The 15,995-nt window shown below is 41.9% G+C and carries 17 protein-coding genes; 8 read left to right on the forward strand and 9 right to left on the reverse strand.

Features of this window, described 5'->3' with window-relative positions; translation table 11 throughout:
* Window positions 1–475 precede the first annotated feature (475 nt).
* From MF4640_RS13025 to MF4640_RS13035, 3 genes are read right to left on the reverse strand one after another with little or no spacing between them, the layout of a single operon-like run.
* A complete protein-coding gene (locus tag MF4640_RS13025; RefSeq protein ID WP_078389863.1) occupies window positions 476–1,549 on the reverse strand; it encodes a DUF6670 family protein in 1,074 nt (357 codons plus the stop codon).
* Window positions 1,550–1,576: 27 nt separating this feature from the next.
* A complete protein-coding gene (pssA, locus tag MF4640_RS13030) occupies window positions 1,577–2,407 on the reverse strand; it encodes a CDP-diacylglycerol--serine O-phosphatidyltransferase (RefSeq protein WP_004977822.1) in 831 nt (276 codons plus the stop codon).
* 43 nt (window positions 2,408–2,450) lie between these two features.
* Window positions 2,451–3,308, reverse strand: a complete 858-nt coding sequence (locus tag MF4640_RS13035; RefSeq protein WP_004977823.1) for a 23S rRNA (adenine(2030)-N(6))-methyltransferase RlmJ — start codon at window positions 3,306–3,308, stop codon at window positions 2,451–2,453.
* Window positions 3,309–3,426: 118 nt separating this feature from the next.
* Between MF4640_RS13035 and MF4640_RS13040 the strand changes: the two genes are divergently transcribed.
* Window positions 3,427–4,029 (forward strand): 2OG-Fe(II) oxygenase, encoded by a 603-nt coding sequence (locus MF4640_RS13040; RefSeq protein WP_004691216.1) that lies wholly within the window; start codon window positions 3,427–3,429, stop codon window positions 4,027–4,029.
* Window positions 4,030–4,101: 72 nt separating this feature from the next.
* Window positions 4,102–4,629 carry a hypothetical protein gene (locus MF4640_RS13045; RefSeq protein ID WP_010327564.1) on the forward strand — a complete coding sequence of 176 codons (528 nt, stop codon included), beginning with the start codon at window positions 4,102–4,104 and terminating at the stop codon, window positions 4,627–4,629.
* A gap of 84 nt (window positions 4,630–4,713) precedes the next feature.
* Here MF4640_RS13045 and MF4640_RS13050 read toward each other — a convergent pair whose 3' ends face one another.
* The 5 genes from MF4640_RS13050 to MF4640_RS13070 form a co-directional block, all read right to left on the reverse strand.
* Complete coding sequence (locus tag MF4640_RS13050) at window positions 4,714–4,971, reverse strand: DUF2789 family protein (protein ID WP_004691219.1); 258 nt, start codon at window positions 4,969–4,971, stop codon at window positions 4,714–4,716.
* Between the two features lie 105 nt (window positions 4,972–5,076).
* Entirely contained in the window at window positions 5,077–5,337 is a 261-nt protein-coding gene (locus MF4640_RS13055) for a DUF2789 family protein (RefSeq protein WP_004691222.1), read from the reverse strand.
* 172 nt (window positions 5,338–5,509) lie between these two features.
* Window positions 5,510–6,496, reverse strand: coding sequence for a malate dehydrogenase (locus tag MF4640_RS13060; protein WP_004691225.1), 987 nt, complete (start codon window positions 6,494–6,496; stop codon window positions 5,510–5,512).
* Window positions 6,497–6,665: 169 nt separating this feature from the next.
* Complete coding sequence (locus MF4640_RS13065) at window positions 6,666–7,259, reverse strand: ribonuclease I (protein WP_407079291.1); 594 nt, start codon at window positions 7,257–7,259, stop codon at window positions 6,666–6,668.
* An 87-nt stretch (window positions 7,260–7,346) separates the two neighbouring features.
* Entirely contained in the window at window positions 7,347–9,314 is a 1,968-nt protein-coding gene (locus tag MF4640_RS13070) for a lytic transglycosylase domain-containing protein (RefSeq protein WP_078389865.1), read from the reverse strand.
* A 310-nt stretch (window positions 9,315–9,624) separates the two neighbouring features.
* Between MF4640_RS13070 and miaB the strand changes: the two genes are divergently transcribed.
* From miaB to MF4640_RS13090, 4 genes are all read left to right on the forward strand, one after another.
* Entirely contained in the window at window positions 9,625–11,082 is a 1,458-nt protein-coding gene (miaB, locus tag MF4640_RS13075; protein WP_078389866.1) for a tRNA (N6-isopentenyl adenosine(37)-C2)-methylthiotransferase MiaB, read from the forward strand.
* 38 nt (window positions 11,083–11,120) lie between these two features.
* Window positions 11,121–12,197: a PhoH family protein gene (locus MF4640_RS13080; RefSeq protein ID WP_004977846.1), complete on the forward strand. Its 1,077-nt coding sequence runs from the start codon at window positions 11,121–11,123 to the stop codon at window positions 12,195–12,197.
* Between the two features lie 57 nt (window positions 12,198–12,254).
* The gene (gene ybeY, locus MF4640_RS13085) at window positions 12,255–12,734 is read left to right on the forward strand and encodes an rRNA maturation RNase YbeY (RefSeq protein WP_078389867.1); all 480 of its coding nucleotides are present in this window, start codon (window positions 12,255–12,257) and stop codon (window positions 12,732–12,734) included.
* 101 nt (window positions 12,735–12,835) lie between these two features.
* The gene (locus tag MF4640_RS13090; RefSeq protein ID WP_078389884.1) at window positions 12,836–13,246 is read left to right on the forward strand and encodes a hypothetical protein; all 411 of its coding nucleotides are present in this window, start codon (window positions 12,836–12,838) and stop codon (window positions 13,244–13,246) included.
* A 45-nt stretch (window positions 13,247–13,291) separates the two neighbouring features.
* Here MF4640_RS13090 and MF4640_RS13095 read toward each other — a convergent pair whose 3' ends face one another.
* Window positions 13,292–14,149 (reverse strand): energy transducer TonB, encoded by an 858-nt coding sequence (locus MF4640_RS13095; protein ID WP_078389868.1) that lies wholly within the window; start codon window positions 14,147–14,149, stop codon window positions 13,292–13,294.
* A 261-nt stretch (window positions 14,150–14,410) separates the two neighbouring features.
* Here MF4640_RS13095 and MF4640_RS13100 point away from each other — a divergent pair, with 261 nt between their 5' ends.
* A complete protein-coding gene (locus tag MF4640_RS13100) occupies window positions 14,411–15,088 on the forward strand; it encodes a hypothetical protein (protein WP_078389869.1) in 678 nt (225 codons plus the stop codon).
* A 155-nt stretch (window positions 15,089–15,243) separates the two neighbouring features.
* A complete protein-coding gene (locus tag MF4640_RS13105) occupies window positions 15,244–15,954 on the forward strand; it encodes a DUF3108 domain-containing protein (protein ID WP_078389870.1) in 711 nt (236 codons plus the stop codon).
* Window positions 15,955–15,995 lie beyond the last annotated feature (41 nt).

Raw genomic sequence — 15,995 nt, forward strand, 5'->3', positions numbered from 1 at the left:
CAGCGTTCAATCTGAGCCATGATCAAACTCTTCAGTTAAAAATCATTAGTAGCTTATGGCTACAAATCTTGGCTCATCAATTTTCTGACAAATATTTCTCAAATAAACTTCGAGTAATTTTTACCATCAATCAATGAAATATTTTCGATCGATCAATCAGTAAAAATCCACACAAGTTGTTCTTCATAATCTCTTAATGATCTTCTTGCTGATTCGTCATCAGCAAGCTAGGTCGGCTATACTACTCTCTTTCCAGAGAAAGTCAACTGGTTTTGTTAATTATTTTTAAACTTATTCAAGACTTCCAGACTCTACCGCTTGGGCTAAATCCTTGTTTCTCAACAAGTTTTAATCAATATCACCACCGATGGATGTGCATTCTACAGTATTTCCAAACCAACACAACCCCCTTTACTCAATTATTTATAAAAAAACCTCCAACTGTTTACTTATTCGGCAAAATGTCGCTTTTTTCTTATTTTTTGAGTGAAAAGGGAACAATTTCTCCAATTTCATTTCGATTTTTTTCTTGTGATTTTTTTTCTTGCCACTTTAATGCACGACAATCCACATATTCACAATAACCACTTTCGCCTTGTTCCTCATAATTATCCATTTTGAGTTGATATTTAAAGCTACCTACATAACCTGCAGCTAAACCAAATTTAAAATCACCACGACTTTGCGCACAAAGATGAATGTGATGCCCCTGCTCGTCTTGATAATGCCATTCAAATTCTCGCGGTAAATACATTTTTTGCCCATTGGGGGTTTTCACAGCAGGATAAACACGATGGACTTGAAAGCGCACCATCTGATCAAACATATGGGTTTGTTGTTTTTGCAAATCACGTATATAAATGCGTGACTGTACAATTCGATTAAACGAATCTCGAATTTGTTCTAACAATAACTGACGCTGATCCACCAGATTAATGACTTGATATGTGAAAAATGCTAAGGGTAAATAACTAAAGTCGATACTACGCGCGTATTCAAAAGCCCCTAACTGGTCAATGTCATAGCGCTGTTCTTTATATTTAACTTCTCCCTGACATCGACACAATACAGACCAATGCTCAGCAAGACCAAAACGCAATTTGGTGAAATGTGAAATCAGTGGTGTTGTTGTAATTTCGATCTCAAAACTCAATTCTGTGTCTTTTCTTTGAATTTGAAATTTTGGGAACGCTCCCATGAGCTGTTCTTTATTGGCAAATTTAAATGTTTTTTCCTGAAATGAACATTCCGCAGAAATTGAATAGCGGTTCAGTTGCCCTGCCATATGTGGACTACTGCTGGCCAATACAGTAGCGGTATCTAAGGGTGTAGTTCTGATTGCACTGTTATTCCGAAACATGGGCGTATTGGGCTGACCAATCATGCTCAAAAAATTTAAATAATGTAATGGTGCAGGAAGATTGGGAATGGTTAAAGCTTGATGAATAATTTTATATTTTTTATTGGGTGGGTGATAAGCAGGAAGTGACCGTGAAGGAGCCTGATTAAGTTGTTTAGACTGATCGAGAAAATCTTGAAACAACCACATATCATACTCCTTCTACATATCATTAACTCATGATGGGCTGTGCTGACGTCGTGCTAAAAACGTAGTAATAAAGCCAGATAATGCATAAATCAAGGAAATGACCAAAATACCGACAGGAATATTGTAAGTTATTGCAGCAAAAATAAAGACCGCGATAGGAAGGACAAAAAATGGTACTCGTTTACGATCTACCGTTTTAAATGAATAATATTTAATATTCGAAATCATGAGGAGCCCCACAGACACAATAACTGCTGCACTGATGGCTTGAATACCCCGCTCACGAATATCAAAAATTTCTGGGAAATCAAGTCCGACCCAAACCAATGAAATAATAATAATCGCAGCAAGTGGACTAGCTACACCAATAAAGTAACGCTTATCGACCACACCAATTTGCACATTAAAACGAGCTAGACGGAACGCAGCACAGGCAGTGTAGACAAAACAACACGCCAAACCTATGCGACCGAGCGAATCCAAACTCCAGCTATACATCAAAATAGCGGGTGCAACACCGAACGCCAATAGATCAGATAAAGAATCATACTGTTCACCAAAAGCACTCTGCGCACCAATGGCTCGTGCAACGCGACCGTCCAAGCCATCCAATAACGCTGCCAAGAAAATGGCATAAATCGCTTGCTGGAAGTTGCCATTCATACTGGCAATGATGGAATAAAAGCCTGACAACAACGCTGCCGTTGTAATCAGGTTCGGCCACAAATAAATACCTCGACGTTTTACTTTTTGACCTTCCTGTGTGTGCTCTTCTTCTTCCACCTCGAAAGTAATCCCATCAAAAGTAGGCGTACTGCGGGGTGAAGATTCACTTTCAGGTTTATTTATATTTGTCATTCTCTGTCGATCCTAATGTAGCCTTTTCTCTTATAGTCTATCTTTATTCGCCAACTAACCAACGAACAGCAGCATGACCACCATTTTCACTCATACGCAAATGTGGGAATAACCATTGTAGCGCTTCATCTGCATCTTCAGAAAACTTCCAAGGTGGGTTAATCACCAATAGACCACAACCGTTTAAGCCCACTGGAGTATCATCTGGCCAAACACATACTTCACAGATCAACTGACGACGAATACCGGTTTTAATCATTTTCTTTTCAAAACGGTCAATCATGGCGCGGTCTTTGATTGGATACCAAATTGCAAACACACCCGTTGGCCATTTTTTATATGCAGTCGCTATGAGATCAACCAATTGAGGGAAATCTTTACGCTCCACTTCGTAAGGTGGATCAATCATCACCAATCCGCGTTTTTCTTTGGGTGGAATAACACCAAATAGCCCTTCATATGCATCGCGCTCATGTAAGCCTGCGCGTTTATCACGAACGTTGTAATACAACTGTTGGAATACATCACGCTGCATTTCAAAAATGGTGGCTTTATCGATTTCGCGTATGCCTTCCAATGCAAACCACGGCGAACCTGGATAAGCGCCTTTACCTGAACCTTCACGCATTTTTTCAACAATTTTTAAATACTGCTGAACACCCTCAGGTGCATTACGCTTAATCGAGTCATCAAGTTTTACTAAACGGTGAATACCATTTAAAAACTCACCCGACTTTTGTGCTTCTGAAGTTGATAAATCATATTTACCAGCACCGCCATGCGTATCAATATAACGATACGGTTTATCTTTTTGATTGAGGCGAGTCAAAATCTGAAGCAAAAGGACATGCTTCATGACATCTGCAAAGTTACCTGCATGGAAGTGGTGACGGTAATTCATGTTTCTATCATTCCTAAAATCAATGAGTATTTTAGCATGAAAAATAGTTTCGTTCAGATTGCTTTCATACACTAGAATAACCGTGGCTTTTCTTTGTCTTTTTTAGGTTAATAATGTAATGGAAGCAGTTCTTCTCCCAAAGTATTGGAATGTTGATCAAATCCTAGATGATTTAGATCAACATGGTTTTGCCATCATTGATGACGCCTATTCTAATGACTATGTACATCAACTCATTGAAGAATGTACTTCGAACTTAAACCGCTTTCGTGAAGCCGCTATTCAAAACGGTGTCATCAGCAAGATCCGTAGTGATCACATTTTATGGCTCAATCCCGAGCTCGTTATTTCCCATCAACATGTTCAAGCCCTTTATAGTTTGGGTCAGGAACTAAATCGTGCCTTTTATCTTGGTATTCGAGACGTCGAAGCACATTTTGCTTGCTATAACGCTGGCGAGTTTTATGCCCTGCACCGTGATAACCCTCAAGGCAAAAATGGCCGCATGATTTCTACGGTTTATTATTTACACGAAGACTGGCAAGACGGTTGGGGCGGTGAACTTCATCTACAAGATAAAAATGACATTTGGCATGTACTACAACCTAAACCGAATCGTATTGCATTGTTTCAAAGTGACTTACTGCATGAGGTTTTAGAAGCCAAACATCAGCGTTTATCGATTACTGGGTGGTTACGGAGTGACAGTACAATCCTGTGATTCAAGCAAAAAGACTTTAAATTGTAAGAAGTATCCTCATATACTGAACATCAATTGATGAGGATGTAACCGATGCGTGCCAGCAGTCAACAAATTATTCAGCGTATTGGTGAAACAGATCAACTCTACCTACAAGGCAATAGCCCTGAATTAGCCCTTGAGCGTGCTGATTTGCGCTTACAGTTGGTCACACTAAGCCAACTACGTCAAGAGCAAGTCCACTTTTTACAAGAAGCGGTGGTATTACTTGAGCAAGGTCGAATTGAGTTTGAGGAAATGCCTCTGTCTTTGTACCTCAATTTGTCTTTGCACCTTGCAAAGGCTTATATGCTGTACTTTGAAATCACCAAAGAAGATCGCTTTGCTTTGATTACACAGCAAATTTTAAAACCATTGACCAGCTATGGTCAGGGCGATATTTACCTGTTTTTGGCCTATGCCTCGGTCAGTCGAAAAGAGTTGGCATTGGCACGACACTGGCTTGGCAAATATGCGAAAAGTACCGAGTTTGATTTCGTTTTACTACGTGAACATGCCGCTTTTGTTGACCTTCATCAAGAAGATTGGTTTATCAAGCTGATGCAAAGTAAATTGCACTAAAATGCACAAATAAAAAACGCCTGAAATCAGGCGTTTTTTTATGGGTCAATTCTACTATTCAAATGACAACAGCATAAAATCAATTTAGGCAGTTTGAAGTTTATAAGCATCTAGATGCAGCTGTTGATTGAGCTCATCAACCATAATCGCCCAATCATCATCTTGAACCAAATGACTGATTAATAGCGCACGTTGTGCGGAATTCCAAAACGGTGCATCGTGTAAAGATTGATGAGCAGGAAGTTGATGCGTACGAATATATAACTCGATGGCAGCCGCACTATTGGCGAGTCCCAGTTGCGAAAATAAAAGCTCTAAGGATGGTTTATGTTGACTGAGCATCTCGGCCTCCTTATCAATACTATTGTCAATTATTATTAAATTAACTTATATGTATTTTCTAAAAAAACCTAGTCATAAAACTAGGTTTGTTGTTTCAATTTGTGATTATAAATGACACGAACCTGAAAGCGTATGTTCTGTATGCAATTGTTCATTTAGCAGGTCGACCACCATTGCCCATTCATCATCTTTTTTCCAATTACTGATAATGAAGTCATGCTGTGCTTTTGACCAAAAGGGTGCTTTATGCAATGGAACGTCTGAAGTAAGTTGGTGTGTTTCAATAAACTGATCGATTGCTTCCGCACTCGCATCAAGCCCCAATTGTTCAAATAAAAGTTCTAAAGTCGGTTGTTGGTCAAACATCATTGTTCTCCTCAAGCTCTGATCATGCCCTTTTAGAATAAACCTTTGGCCATCTATGCTCAGTTGTATCTACATCACAGCATGTTATTTTTTGTTCAACACACCCCCATATAAAAAAGCACCCCAAACGGAGTGCTTTTTCAAAACAGATCTTGAACAGATTAGTTTTTAATTATTTAAGCATGTCAGCAATTGCTGCGCGCTCTTCTTCAAGTTCTTGAAGAGTTTTGTCCATACGTTCACGGCTGAACGCATCGATTTCTAGGCCTTCAACACGTGTGTATTCGCCATTTTCGCAAGTTACAGGAACACCGTACATTACGCCTTCTGGAATCCCATAAGAACCGTCAGAAGGAATACCCATCGTTACCCATTCGCCATTTGTGCCAAGAGCCCAATCGCGCATATGGTCGATAGCAGCGTTCGCAGCTGAAGCAGCTGAAGACAAACCACGCGCTTCGATAATCGCAGCACCACGTTTACCAACAGTTGGAAGGAATACATTCGCGTTCCAGTCAGCATCGTTGATTTTGTCTTTTAAGCTTTCGCCGTTTACAGTTGCAAAACGGTAGTCAGCATACATCGTTGGAGAGTGGTTACCCCAAACAGTCATGTTTTTGATGTCTGCTACAGCAACACCCGCTTTTTGAGCAATTTGAGTCAACGCACGGTTGTGGTCAAGACGTAACATTGCTGTGAAGTTTTTCGCTGGAAGATCTGGAGCAGATTTCATTGCGATGTAAGCATTTGTATTTGCAGGGTTACCTACAACAAGTACTTTAACGTCACGGCTAGCAACTTCGTTTAGTGCTTGACCTTGACCGATGAAGATTTCACCGTTCACTTTCAATAAGTCAGCACGTTCCATACCAGGACCACGTGGACGTGAACCAACCAATAACGCGTAGTCAGCATCTTTAAATGCAACTTTTGGATCATCAGTACCGATCATGCCAGCCAATAATGGGAAAGCACAGTCGTCTAATTCCATCATTACGCCTTTAAGCGCAGCTTGAGCTTTCTCAAAAGGAACTTCTAACAATTGCAGAATAACTGGTTGGTCTTTACCTAACATTTCGCCACTAGCGATACGGAATAATAGGCTATAACCGATTTGACCAGCAGCGCCAGTAACGGCAACGCGAACAGGTTGCTTCATGTACTTATCTCCATTTGAGGAACGTTATATGATTAAATAGCTGTTCTATCTAATCTTAATAATCATAAACGGCAAAGATTGTACTCCAATACTTTGGCAGATGCATGTAAAAGAGAATGAATTCCAACAAAAGTATGATAGGAAATATAAATTAATTTAAGGAAAGAGATTAGTAAGAACCCTTGATCGCAAAAGAATTTGGGCAGTTTTCTTGTATATTCTCTGCACAACCTTTGTACTGACCATTGGGTTTATAACAAACCTTGACTTCGGTCAAAATATTGGTTTGACGGTGAGTACGGCAGCTAAAACGCAGCCCGCTTGCAGGCAGTCCAGGATTCAAACGTTGGAACTGTCCACGTAAGGTATTAAGTTGCGCGGTTTTATTTTCAGATGAAGTCAAATCTGCGGGAATTTTTAAACGTTCTGCATAATTAATCACGTTACGGAAATATTGACTGGCACTCATCGGCACACACCCCCCAATCTCTGCCCACAACTGGCGACGTGCATGCTCATCGGGCATGACTCTCGCCACCACTTTAGTTTGAAGCGGAGACAATACAGCTGAAGATTTGGTCTGACACTCTCGTGTTGTAGTTTCAGGATACAAGCCTGTGATATTGAGTGAATAACCTTCCAAACATTTCCGTTTCTTTGAGCCTTGGCTATCAAACAAACACACGGCGGGTGTCATTTGAACTTCCATCACATAGCCAAACACAGTCGGTGTTGCATGGGCTGATGTCGCAAAAAATCCCATAGCTATGCCACTGCTGATCAACAGCAGAAGCTTTTGCGTTAAGACTGATTGGGATGACATCAAAACCATAAAATGCCTAGGCCTTTATCATTGACTTCTAAAAGGAATATTTTGCATGCGCTGGGTGATCGACTGTGGTCCCTGTCCAAGCAGCACACCATAATGTGTCGCATTACTCATCACATGCTTGACGTAATCGCGAGTTTCATTCAATGGAATACTTTCGGTGTATTGATCTGCCGCAATCGGCTGATTTTCAGGCTGCCAACGACGTGCACGATTTGGCCCTGCGTTATAACCTGCGGTGGCAAGTACAGGACTGTTACTTAATTGGCTTTGAATCATGGACAAGTAAAATGTGCCATAACGTACATTGGTATTCATATCACTCAGTGCAGCAGGATTATAGGTTTCACCCATTTGTCTAGCGACCAGTTTTGCCGTATCCGGCATGATTTGCATCAAACCACCTGCCCCCACATGCGAGCGAGCATGGGTAACAAATCGGCTTTCTTGGCGCATTAACCCATACGCCCATGCAGGATCTATGCCTGCATTGCGACTATGGCTGACCACATAGCTTTGATGCGGCATGGCATAACGATAACTGTAGTTATGTTGCTTGACGGTTCGATCGGCTGCATAGATCGCGCGGTCATACCATCCCATTTCTGTAGCACGTTTGGCCGCAGCCAAAATTAAGCCATCATCTTGTTTTAAATAAGCTTGTCGAACCGCCCAGTTCCACTCACGGTTAACATAATTGTCTGGCGCATTGACGTTACGCAGTGCAAAAGCGCGACTAAAGTGAATATCTTGGCTCAAACGCTGCGCATCCGCATTGCTCGGTTGGGTATTTGCTGGAATCGTTTGATAACGCTGACCAATACGATCTTTTGCCAATAAGTTATGATAATCGTCACCTACTGACAATTTTTTGAAGATCTCGCGCGCCAGTGCTTTTGACTTTGCATCACCACGTTGTTCTGAAGCACGGGCTAACCAATATTGCCAGCGATCTTCTTGTTTTTGCGTCACACTCATGCCATCAATGGCACGAATAACACTCTCCCATGCACCGAAACGAATGGCTTGGCGTGCATAAATTTCAGCTTCTTCTTCACTCAGTGCTAAACCATAGCTCCGATCGAAGGCTTGCAACACTTCCACATTAAAATTATTTTTCATAACAGTTGTGCCACCGATATACCCCACGGCGCGGTACAACGCTTTTTGTACCGACTCAGGTGTACCCTCTGCAGCACGTTTTACCGATGCCAGCGCAGTATTTAGATCACTGTCGGCTAAGCGCCCAATGGCATAAATTAAATACGCTTGATTTGCCGCCGATGCTTTCGGTGCGGACCAGAGATAGTTCAGGGGATCAGCTTGAATGCTATTCAGCTGTGCCAACGACAGATTCATGCCAATGGTTTGTGCGGTTGCAATCGCTTGACCTGACTGCCCTGCACGTAGCTGCGCCCATAAACGTTGTTGTTTGTCTTGCTCCGTCATCAGTGGACTAGACAACATCATACGCCCCAGCCCTGTACAAGACTCAGGTTGTGAATTGGTCGTGAGCCAAACATCTTTATATTCGGCAAAAACCAAAGGATCGCCTGACTTGGCACGGACTTGCGCCATGGCACAGCTTTCTGCGCGATCTGCATTGGACACATAGGCCAATACCGGCTGCGCGGAAGCAAAGTCGGCCATTTTAACTTTTTCTTCGATGTAATCTGCGGCTAACTTCTCAGCCATAGCAGATTGCGGATAGCGCTGTGCAAATCCAACAATATTCGCCGCAGGTTGCAATGCCAAATTACTGTTAAGTACCCAATATTCAGGATAATAGCCCAGCACATCACCCTGCATACTGCTTTGATATTGCTGTAATAAACCAACATTGCCAGCATTTGCTGCACGCAAGGCATCATTAAATTGTTCATCTGCGGCATGTGTCACTGCCGATAGACCCAAGGCAGCCACACCCAACGCAAACACTTGATAATATTTATTCTGTAATCGTTTTAACATGGGTTTGCCTTCAGTCATCTTTGGATTGCCTAGTCTCGTCTCATCATTTTCATTAGTTTAATAACTCATAACAGACTCTATTGTTCTCTTATGTAACCTTATGATTAGACAATATTAATTTTCCTGCATTTTCACTTCACAAATCAATCTTTTTAGCTTCAGATTTAAAGCTATAAGTTTATTCAGATTTCCTGCTAAAATATGCGCCTTTCGTAGATTTCACATGGTGTTTGATCGCCCTTTTTTGTCGCCAGCCAAGCTCTGCTTTCGCCGCCACAGATACCGATCAGACACAAAAACCTAGATTTATCCCCCCTTAGGAGCCTACATGACGGTTCAAACCTTCATTCCAAATGGTGCCCAAGCTGCCTCAGAAAACACTGTTACCCAGCCACAGCACACCCCAGCCATCGATGGATCAGTTAAAAAACTGTATATCGAAACGCAAGGGTGTCAGATGAATGAGTATGACAGTCACCGTATGGCAGACTTACTTGGCGACTCGCACGGTTATGTGCTGACCCAAGACCCGAAAGAAGCCGATATTCTACTCATGAATACCTGCTCGATTCGTGAAAAAGCCCAAGAAAAAGTGTTCTCTGAATTGGGTCGCTGGCGCAAGCTGAAAGACAAAAATCCGGATCTCATCATTGGTGTCGGTGGTTGTGTGGCCTCGCAAGAAGGCGACAACATTCAAAAACGTGCCAATTATGTCGACATGATTTTTGGCCCGCAAACCTTGCACCGTTTGCCACAAATGCTGGATCAGCACTTTGATCAAATCGAAAAACCCAAGAAAGAAAAAATCAAATTGGTCGATATTTCTTTCCCTGACATTGAAAAATTCGACTTTTTACCTGAACCGCGTGTGGAAGGTTACAAGGCTTTTGTTTCAATTATGGAAGGTTGTTCAAAATATTGTTCATTCTGTGTAGTGCCCTACACCCGTGGTGAAGAAGTTTCTCGCCCATTGGATGATGTTTTAGCAGAAATTGCGACATTAGCCGAAAAAGGCGTACGTGAGATTTCTTTATTGGGTCAAAACGTGAATGGTTACCGCGGTGAAACGTTCGAAGGCAATATCTGTACTTTTGCAGACTTGTTACGTCTTGTTGCAGAAATCCCGGGGATTGGGCGTTTACGCTACACCACTTCACATCCGCTTGAATTTAATGATGACTTGATTGAATGTTACCGTGACCTACCGCAAATGGTGTCGCATCTGCATTTGCCTGTACAAAGTGGCTCAAACGATGTATTGCAAGCCATGAAGCGTAACCACACCATTGATGTGTATATCGACAAAATTGCCAAATTACGTAAAGTCCGTCCTGATATGCATTTATCCAGTGACTTCATCATTGGCTTCCCGGGTGAAACCGATGCTCACTTTGAAGAAACCTATCAATTCATCAAAGATATGGACTTCGACCATTCCTACAGTTTTGTCTATTCAAAACGTCCAGGTACACCTGCATCTGATCTTGAAGACACTACCTCTGAAGAGGTAAAAAAAGAGCGTCTCAGTAAAGTTCAAAAATGGATCAAACGCTCGAGTATTGACAAGACCGATGCCATGCTCGGCACCATTCAACGTGTTTTGGTCGAGAAAGTTTCAGACAAAGATTCAAACTTACTGATTGGTACGGCGGATAACACTCGTTATGTGAGTTTTATTGGTGATGCAGCATGGATCGGACGTTTCGCCGAAATCGAAGTGACCGAGATTAAAACTTTGAATTTTGTTTATGGTGAACTCTTGAATCTTGAGCCTGACGTGGCGTAATGTAAGGGAATAGATTCTGACTACTTAAAGGAATTCTCTTGACTGCAGCGATTCGACGTACAGTAACTTTTCCTGGGGTTTCAATAGAACGTTTAAAGAGCATGCTCGGTGCTTATAACGGTCATTTGAAACAAATCGAACAGCGTTTAGATGTCACTATTTCCCATCGAGGTGATGCATTTTATGTCGATGGTGAAATGGATGCAGTTGAGAGAGCAGAAGGTCTGCTCCATCGCCTGCATGAAGAAGCAGAAAATACAGCACAAATCAGTGCCGATACCTTACACCTCATGATTCAAGGCAGTCAGACTGACCGTGAATTGCAAGAAGACCTCGACGGACAAGAGCACACTGGTTTAGATGAAGTGTGGCTCCAAACCCGTAAAGGTCGTATCAATCCACGCGGTGCCAACCAAAAGCGTTATGTGCAGCGTATTCTACAAAGCGATATTTCTTTTGGTATTGGACCTGCGGGTACAGGTAAAACCTATCTCGCAGTTGCAGCCGCAGTTGACATGCTAGAACGTAATGAAATTCAACGAATTTTATTGGTTCGCCCTGCCGTTGAAGCAGGTGAAAAACTTGGTTTTCTGCCGGGTGATTTAAGCCAAAAAATCGACCCCTATTTGCGCCCACTCTACGATGCCTTGTATGAAATGCTTGGTTTTGAAAAAGTAGCCAAACTGATTGAACGTCAAGTGATTGAAGTCGCACCACTGGCTTATATGCGTGGTCGAACTTTAAACCACTCTTTCGTGATTTTAGACGAAGCACAAAACACAACGCCTGAACAAATGAAAATGTTCCTCACACGCTTAGGCTTTGGTTCGCGCGCAGTGATTACAGGCGATATCACACAGGTCGACTTACCGCGTGGTCAGCAATCTGGTCTGGCGCATGCTTTACGCATCATCGACAAAATCAAAGAAATTCACATTACCCGCTTCCACTCTCGTGATGTGGTACGCCACCAATTAGTGCAAAAAATTGTTGAAGCTTATGAGGGATGGGATGCAGAACAACATCGCTTAACGGCTGAAGCGCGTGCTGAACGCAAAGCGCGTCAAGAGGCCTTAGTGGCTGAAAATGATGCCGCTGCCGATGCTCAGCATTAAGTTAAAGCCTGCGGGCATTTTAAAATGCCCGCAGATGTCATTATTTAAGGATCTATTTTGAAACTGAGTCTTTCTCTACAACAGGACTTTCAAGCACCTGAATTGGTCTTGAAACGTGGTTATATCAAAAAAGTTGTAGAAACTGTTTTACGCCATATTGACACACAGAGTAACTGTGAAATTGGCATTGCTTGTGTCGACCATGATGAAAGTCATAAATTGAATTTGGAATATCGCGGCAAAGATAAATCAACCAATGTGTTATCTTTCCCGAGTGACTTGCCCGATGAAATGGCGCAAATTCTTGACTCATTTCCTATTGGCGATTTAGTCATTTGCATTCCTGTGGTGCTGTTGGAAGCGAAAGAACAAAACAAAGCGCCACTGACGCATTTCACCCATATGTTGGTACATGGCACTTTGCACCTCATGGGCTATGACCATGAAACGTCAGAAGCAGATGCTGAAGAAATGGAAGGTATCGAAATTGAAATTTTGGCTAAACTCGGTTTTGAAAACCCTTATTTAGAACAATAGCTATTAGATCTGAAACAACTCACCTGATTCATCTCGATGTGTCGGGTTTATTTATGTTAAAAATAATACAAGATGAAAAAAGAGATGAAGAGATTATAAAAATGCATACACCAATTTCAAAACTACTCTGCATTATCGCCCTATCTTGCACTACACCACTTTATGCCAAGAGCAATGATCAAAATCAAACATCCTGTCAAGAAGTGAAGTTTCAAGACACTGCTCAGGCGTGGGCTGGACATTATTATTTGCAGGGTGTTATGGAGGTCGGTTCCGAGCTTTTACTAGAGACCAACGGTAAATTTAAATGGTACTTAGCTGTCGGCTCTTTAGATCAATATGCTGAGGGGACATGGTGGAAAAATGGCAACTGCATTGGTTTAAAGGCACTGCCGAAATATAGCAAGCATTTAGAAATCTTTCCTAGCAGCCTAGATGTGGAAGAGTCTCATTTAACTGTGACTTGGATCGGTGGACGTCAAGACGGGGCCTATGTCCGCGCAACCCAATAAACTGAAGCAAGTAAAATCTTCAAAGTACACTTAAAAGTGCACAGCTCAGTGCACTTCAAACTCTGCCTCTGCTGGGTCAAAACGCCATGTACGCACAATGCGTAACTCAGAAATATCCTTCATTTTGGCATCAAATCCACCGAATGGTGCAGCCTTACGCACCGACGCTTTTGCAGCCTCATCGAGCATCTCATGGCCTGAACTATCAATCAGGCGAATGGCGCGGATACCTCCTGATGCATTTAGAATCACCATTAAACGCACTTCACCCGCCAGCCGCTGCTGTTTAGCTGCTTCTGGGTAGTAACGGTTGCCATAAAACTCCACTTTCTGACGGAACTTTTCAAGATAGGCGGCCGAAATATCTTGCTTGGCTTGAATACCATCGACTGTTTTAATTTTTTGCTGACGGCTAAAGTTTTGTTGGCGTTGTAAATATTGCGCTTCAAGGCTGGCCACCATTGCTGCTTTGGCTTGAAACTGACTGTTCATTTCCTCCATGGCTTTTTTGCGCTGGTTATCCTCAGCTTGTTTTTGCCAACTTAAAGTCGTCATTAACAGTTTTTCTTCAAAATTCAGCTCACGTTTTTGTTGGATCTGTTCTAAAGTTTCACGCTGCTGTTCGCCTGTACTTTGCTCAAGCATCGGTGCGGGCATGTCACTCGACATGCGATGTGACTCACGAAAGGTCCCTGAACCTTGTTGATCGGCTTGTGCTAAAAAATCTGCGTTTTCAATTTTTTGATCAGAAGGACGCAAAGTAACCGCAATTTCTTTCACTGCCGCATCATTTTCTTGAGGCATCGCAAATTGCAAAGTCAAAATCACGAGATGCAAAAACACCGCCAGCACAATGGTCGCTGTAAAAATTGGGTCTTTCCACCAATCATGAGCCAAAGGCATTACATTTATTTTTCTAAGCATCACACCAAACCGACAATTTGTCTTGTTCCCCAAAGCGCATGCGCGCAGTATAAAATAGACACAGTCTTCATTTTATTGCGTAGAATGAGACCTTGTGCTCTTTAGATTCACTGTTTTATAAAATCATGAAAATGGTGCAATTAATTTTGCTAAACTGCAAGGTTCATGAGCAGTATTTTTCAAACATTTCGACCAGAGATCTGATCGCTCAAACACGTTGATTCGCTAGGACGCCTCTATATGCAAACGCTTATTTCCAACATTTCAAATCGTTTACGCCAAGTTTATCAAAAGGCGGAAGGATTTATTGAGGATGAGCGCGAGTTTCCAATGTCTCAAGTCTTTTTAAATGCCACTTTTCAACGTTTTGTGACCGATAACGTGAGAATGTTGAAAGACCTGCATGCCGACTTACATGATGATTGGTTACGCTTATATGCCACACTCGACTTTAACGGGCTCAAACTCACGCTTTCGGTAGATTTGAAACTGGCACAAATGGAGTTAAATAAAAAAACGCAGTTGATTGTATTTGAGCAAATCAGTGACACCAGTGTTCTGGATGCTGAATACCCAACGGTATTTCATAAAATTGGCGTGCGCTGTGCCCTATTCTTTTATCAAAAAGTCCTGAATCAAGACCCCTTAGGCATGATTTTAGAAAAACTGAATGTGATTAAAGTCAAAGATGATCTGCTGCATTTGGATCTGAATCGCTGGTTAGGGAAAAACCGTTCCATTATCGATACTTTAGGTAAAGTCCATGTCAATCATGCCGTATTGCGTGAAGCAGAATTGGTGGTGATCGGTAATGTCAACTTAACAGCGTTATTTAATAAGTTTTCGCAAACCTCTATCCATGACTTGATTGAACCCAATCTAGACGAAAGCACGGTCTCGCCAATTCGACAAAAATAACTCGGGATGCTGCGACTAAAATGTGACTTAAGGTGGGTAAAAGAAACATAAAACTACAGTTTGCCCTATGTTTCGAATTTTTTCTTCATAATCAACGTGCATAATATTTCTATGCAAAAAATTTGTGCCTACAACTGAATAGGAAACTTTTTCTTATGGCTAAATCAATGTTGAAAACAGTCGCAATGGCAACAGGTGTCAGCACCTTGCTATTTGTCGGTTTCTCAAGTCAAACCTTTGCCATGAGTCCATTCCAAGCCAGTTATCAATTTAACTATAATGGCAAAAACATGGGCTCAGCGTCACGTACGTTATCGAAATCGGGCAACAACTGGAACTATGTCTTTGCAGCCAAAGCTGGTGGTATCGCCTCTGCAACCGAAAGCAGTCGCTTTAGTTTCAACGGTAAGCAAATTCAGTCCAGCAGTTTTAGTCGTAGCAGTAAAATTTTGGTGCATAACAACACCATGAGTATTAACTTCAATCCAGCGGCAAAAACCATCAACACCAAGAAAGACAAAGAAGCGCGTTCTTTCGCTTGGAAAGCTGGCGTACTGGATGAACTGAATGCTGAATTACAACTTCGGGAAGACATCAAAAATGGCGGTTTAAAATCGACTTATTATTTGGCCGATGCCAAAGAAGTCGAAGCACGTAAATTTGTGAAGCAAGGCTCTGAGTCAATCAAAACCGATTATGGCACCTTTGACACGATTAAAGTAGTCATGAAACATGACAAACCTGGCCGCGAAACCATTTTCTGGTTAGCACCTAAATTGGACTACCTTCCAGTCAAAGTCAGCCATGTTGATAAGAAAACATCCTATGGATTGCTATTAACGGGTTATAAAGGTGCAAGCAATTAGTCATTTTGACGAATTTTACTTGCATTTTTTCAGGTGCTTCC

Source organism: Acinetobacter sp. MF4640 (assembly GCF_002018895.1).
Classification (GTDB): domain Bacteria; phylum Pseudomonadota; class Gammaproteobacteria; order Pseudomonadales; family Moraxellaceae; genus Acinetobacter; species Acinetobacter johnsonii.

Bases quoted from the DNA above. Each gene is read 5' to 3' on its own strand.
- MF4640_RS13025 (WP_078389863.1), bottom strand. From the start codon at position 1,549: ATGTGGTTGTTTCAAGATTTTCTCGATCAGTCTAAACAACTTAATCAG.
- pssA (WP_004977822.1), bottom strand. From the start codon at position 2,407: ATGACAAATATAAATAAACCTGAAAGTGAATCTTCACCCCGCAGTACG.
- MF4640_RS13035 (WP_004977823.1), bottom strand. From the start codon at position 3,308: ATGAATTACCGTCACCACTTCCATGCAGGTAACTTTGCAGATGTCATG.
- MF4640_RS13040 (WP_004691216.1), top strand. From the start codon at position 3,427: ATGGAAGCAGTTCTTCTCCCAAAGTATTGGAATGTTGATCAAATCCTA.
- MF4640_RS13045 (WP_010327564.1), top strand. From the start codon at position 4,102: ATGCGTGCCAGCAGTCAACAAATTATTCAGCGTATTGGTGAAACAGAT.
- MF4640_RS13050 (WP_004691219.1), bottom strand. From the start codon at position 4,971: ATGCTCAGTCAACATAAACCATCCTTAGAGCTTTTATTTTCGCAACTG.
- MF4640_RS13055 (WP_004691222.1), bottom strand. From the start codon at position 5,337: ATGTTTGACCAACAACCGACTTTAGAACTTTTATTTGAACAATTGGGG.
- MF4640_RS13060 (WP_004691225.1), bottom strand. From the start codon at position 6,496: ATGAAGCAACCTGTTCGCGTTGCCGTTACTGGCGCTGCTGGTCAAATC.
- MF4640_RS13065 (WP_407079291.1), bottom strand. From the start codon at position 7,259: ATGGGATTTTTTGCGACATCAGCCCATGCAACACCGACTGTGTTTGGC.
- MF4640_RS13070 (WP_078389865.1), bottom strand. From the start codon at position 9,314: ATGACTGAAGGCAAACCCATGTTAAAACGATTACAGAATAAATATTAT.
- miaB (WP_078389866.1), top strand. From the start codon at position 9,625: ATGACGGTTCAAACCTTCATTCCAAATGGTGCCCAAGCTGCCTCAGAA.
- MF4640_RS13090 (WP_078389884.1), top strand. From the start codon at position 12,836: ATGCATACACCAATTTCAAAACTACTCTGCATTATCGCCCTATCTTGC.
- MF4640_RS13095 (WP_078389868.1), bottom strand. From the start codon at position 14,149: ATGCCTTTGGCTCATGATTGGTGGAAAGACCCAATTTTTACAGCGACC.
- MF4640_RS13100 (WP_078389869.1), top strand. From the start codon at position 14,411: ATGCAAACGCTTATTTCCAACATTTCAAATCGTTTACGCCAAGTTTAT.
- MF4640_RS13105 (WP_078389870.1), top strand. From the start codon at position 15,244: ATGGCTAAATCAATGTTGAAAACAGTCGCAATGGCAACAGGTGTCAGC.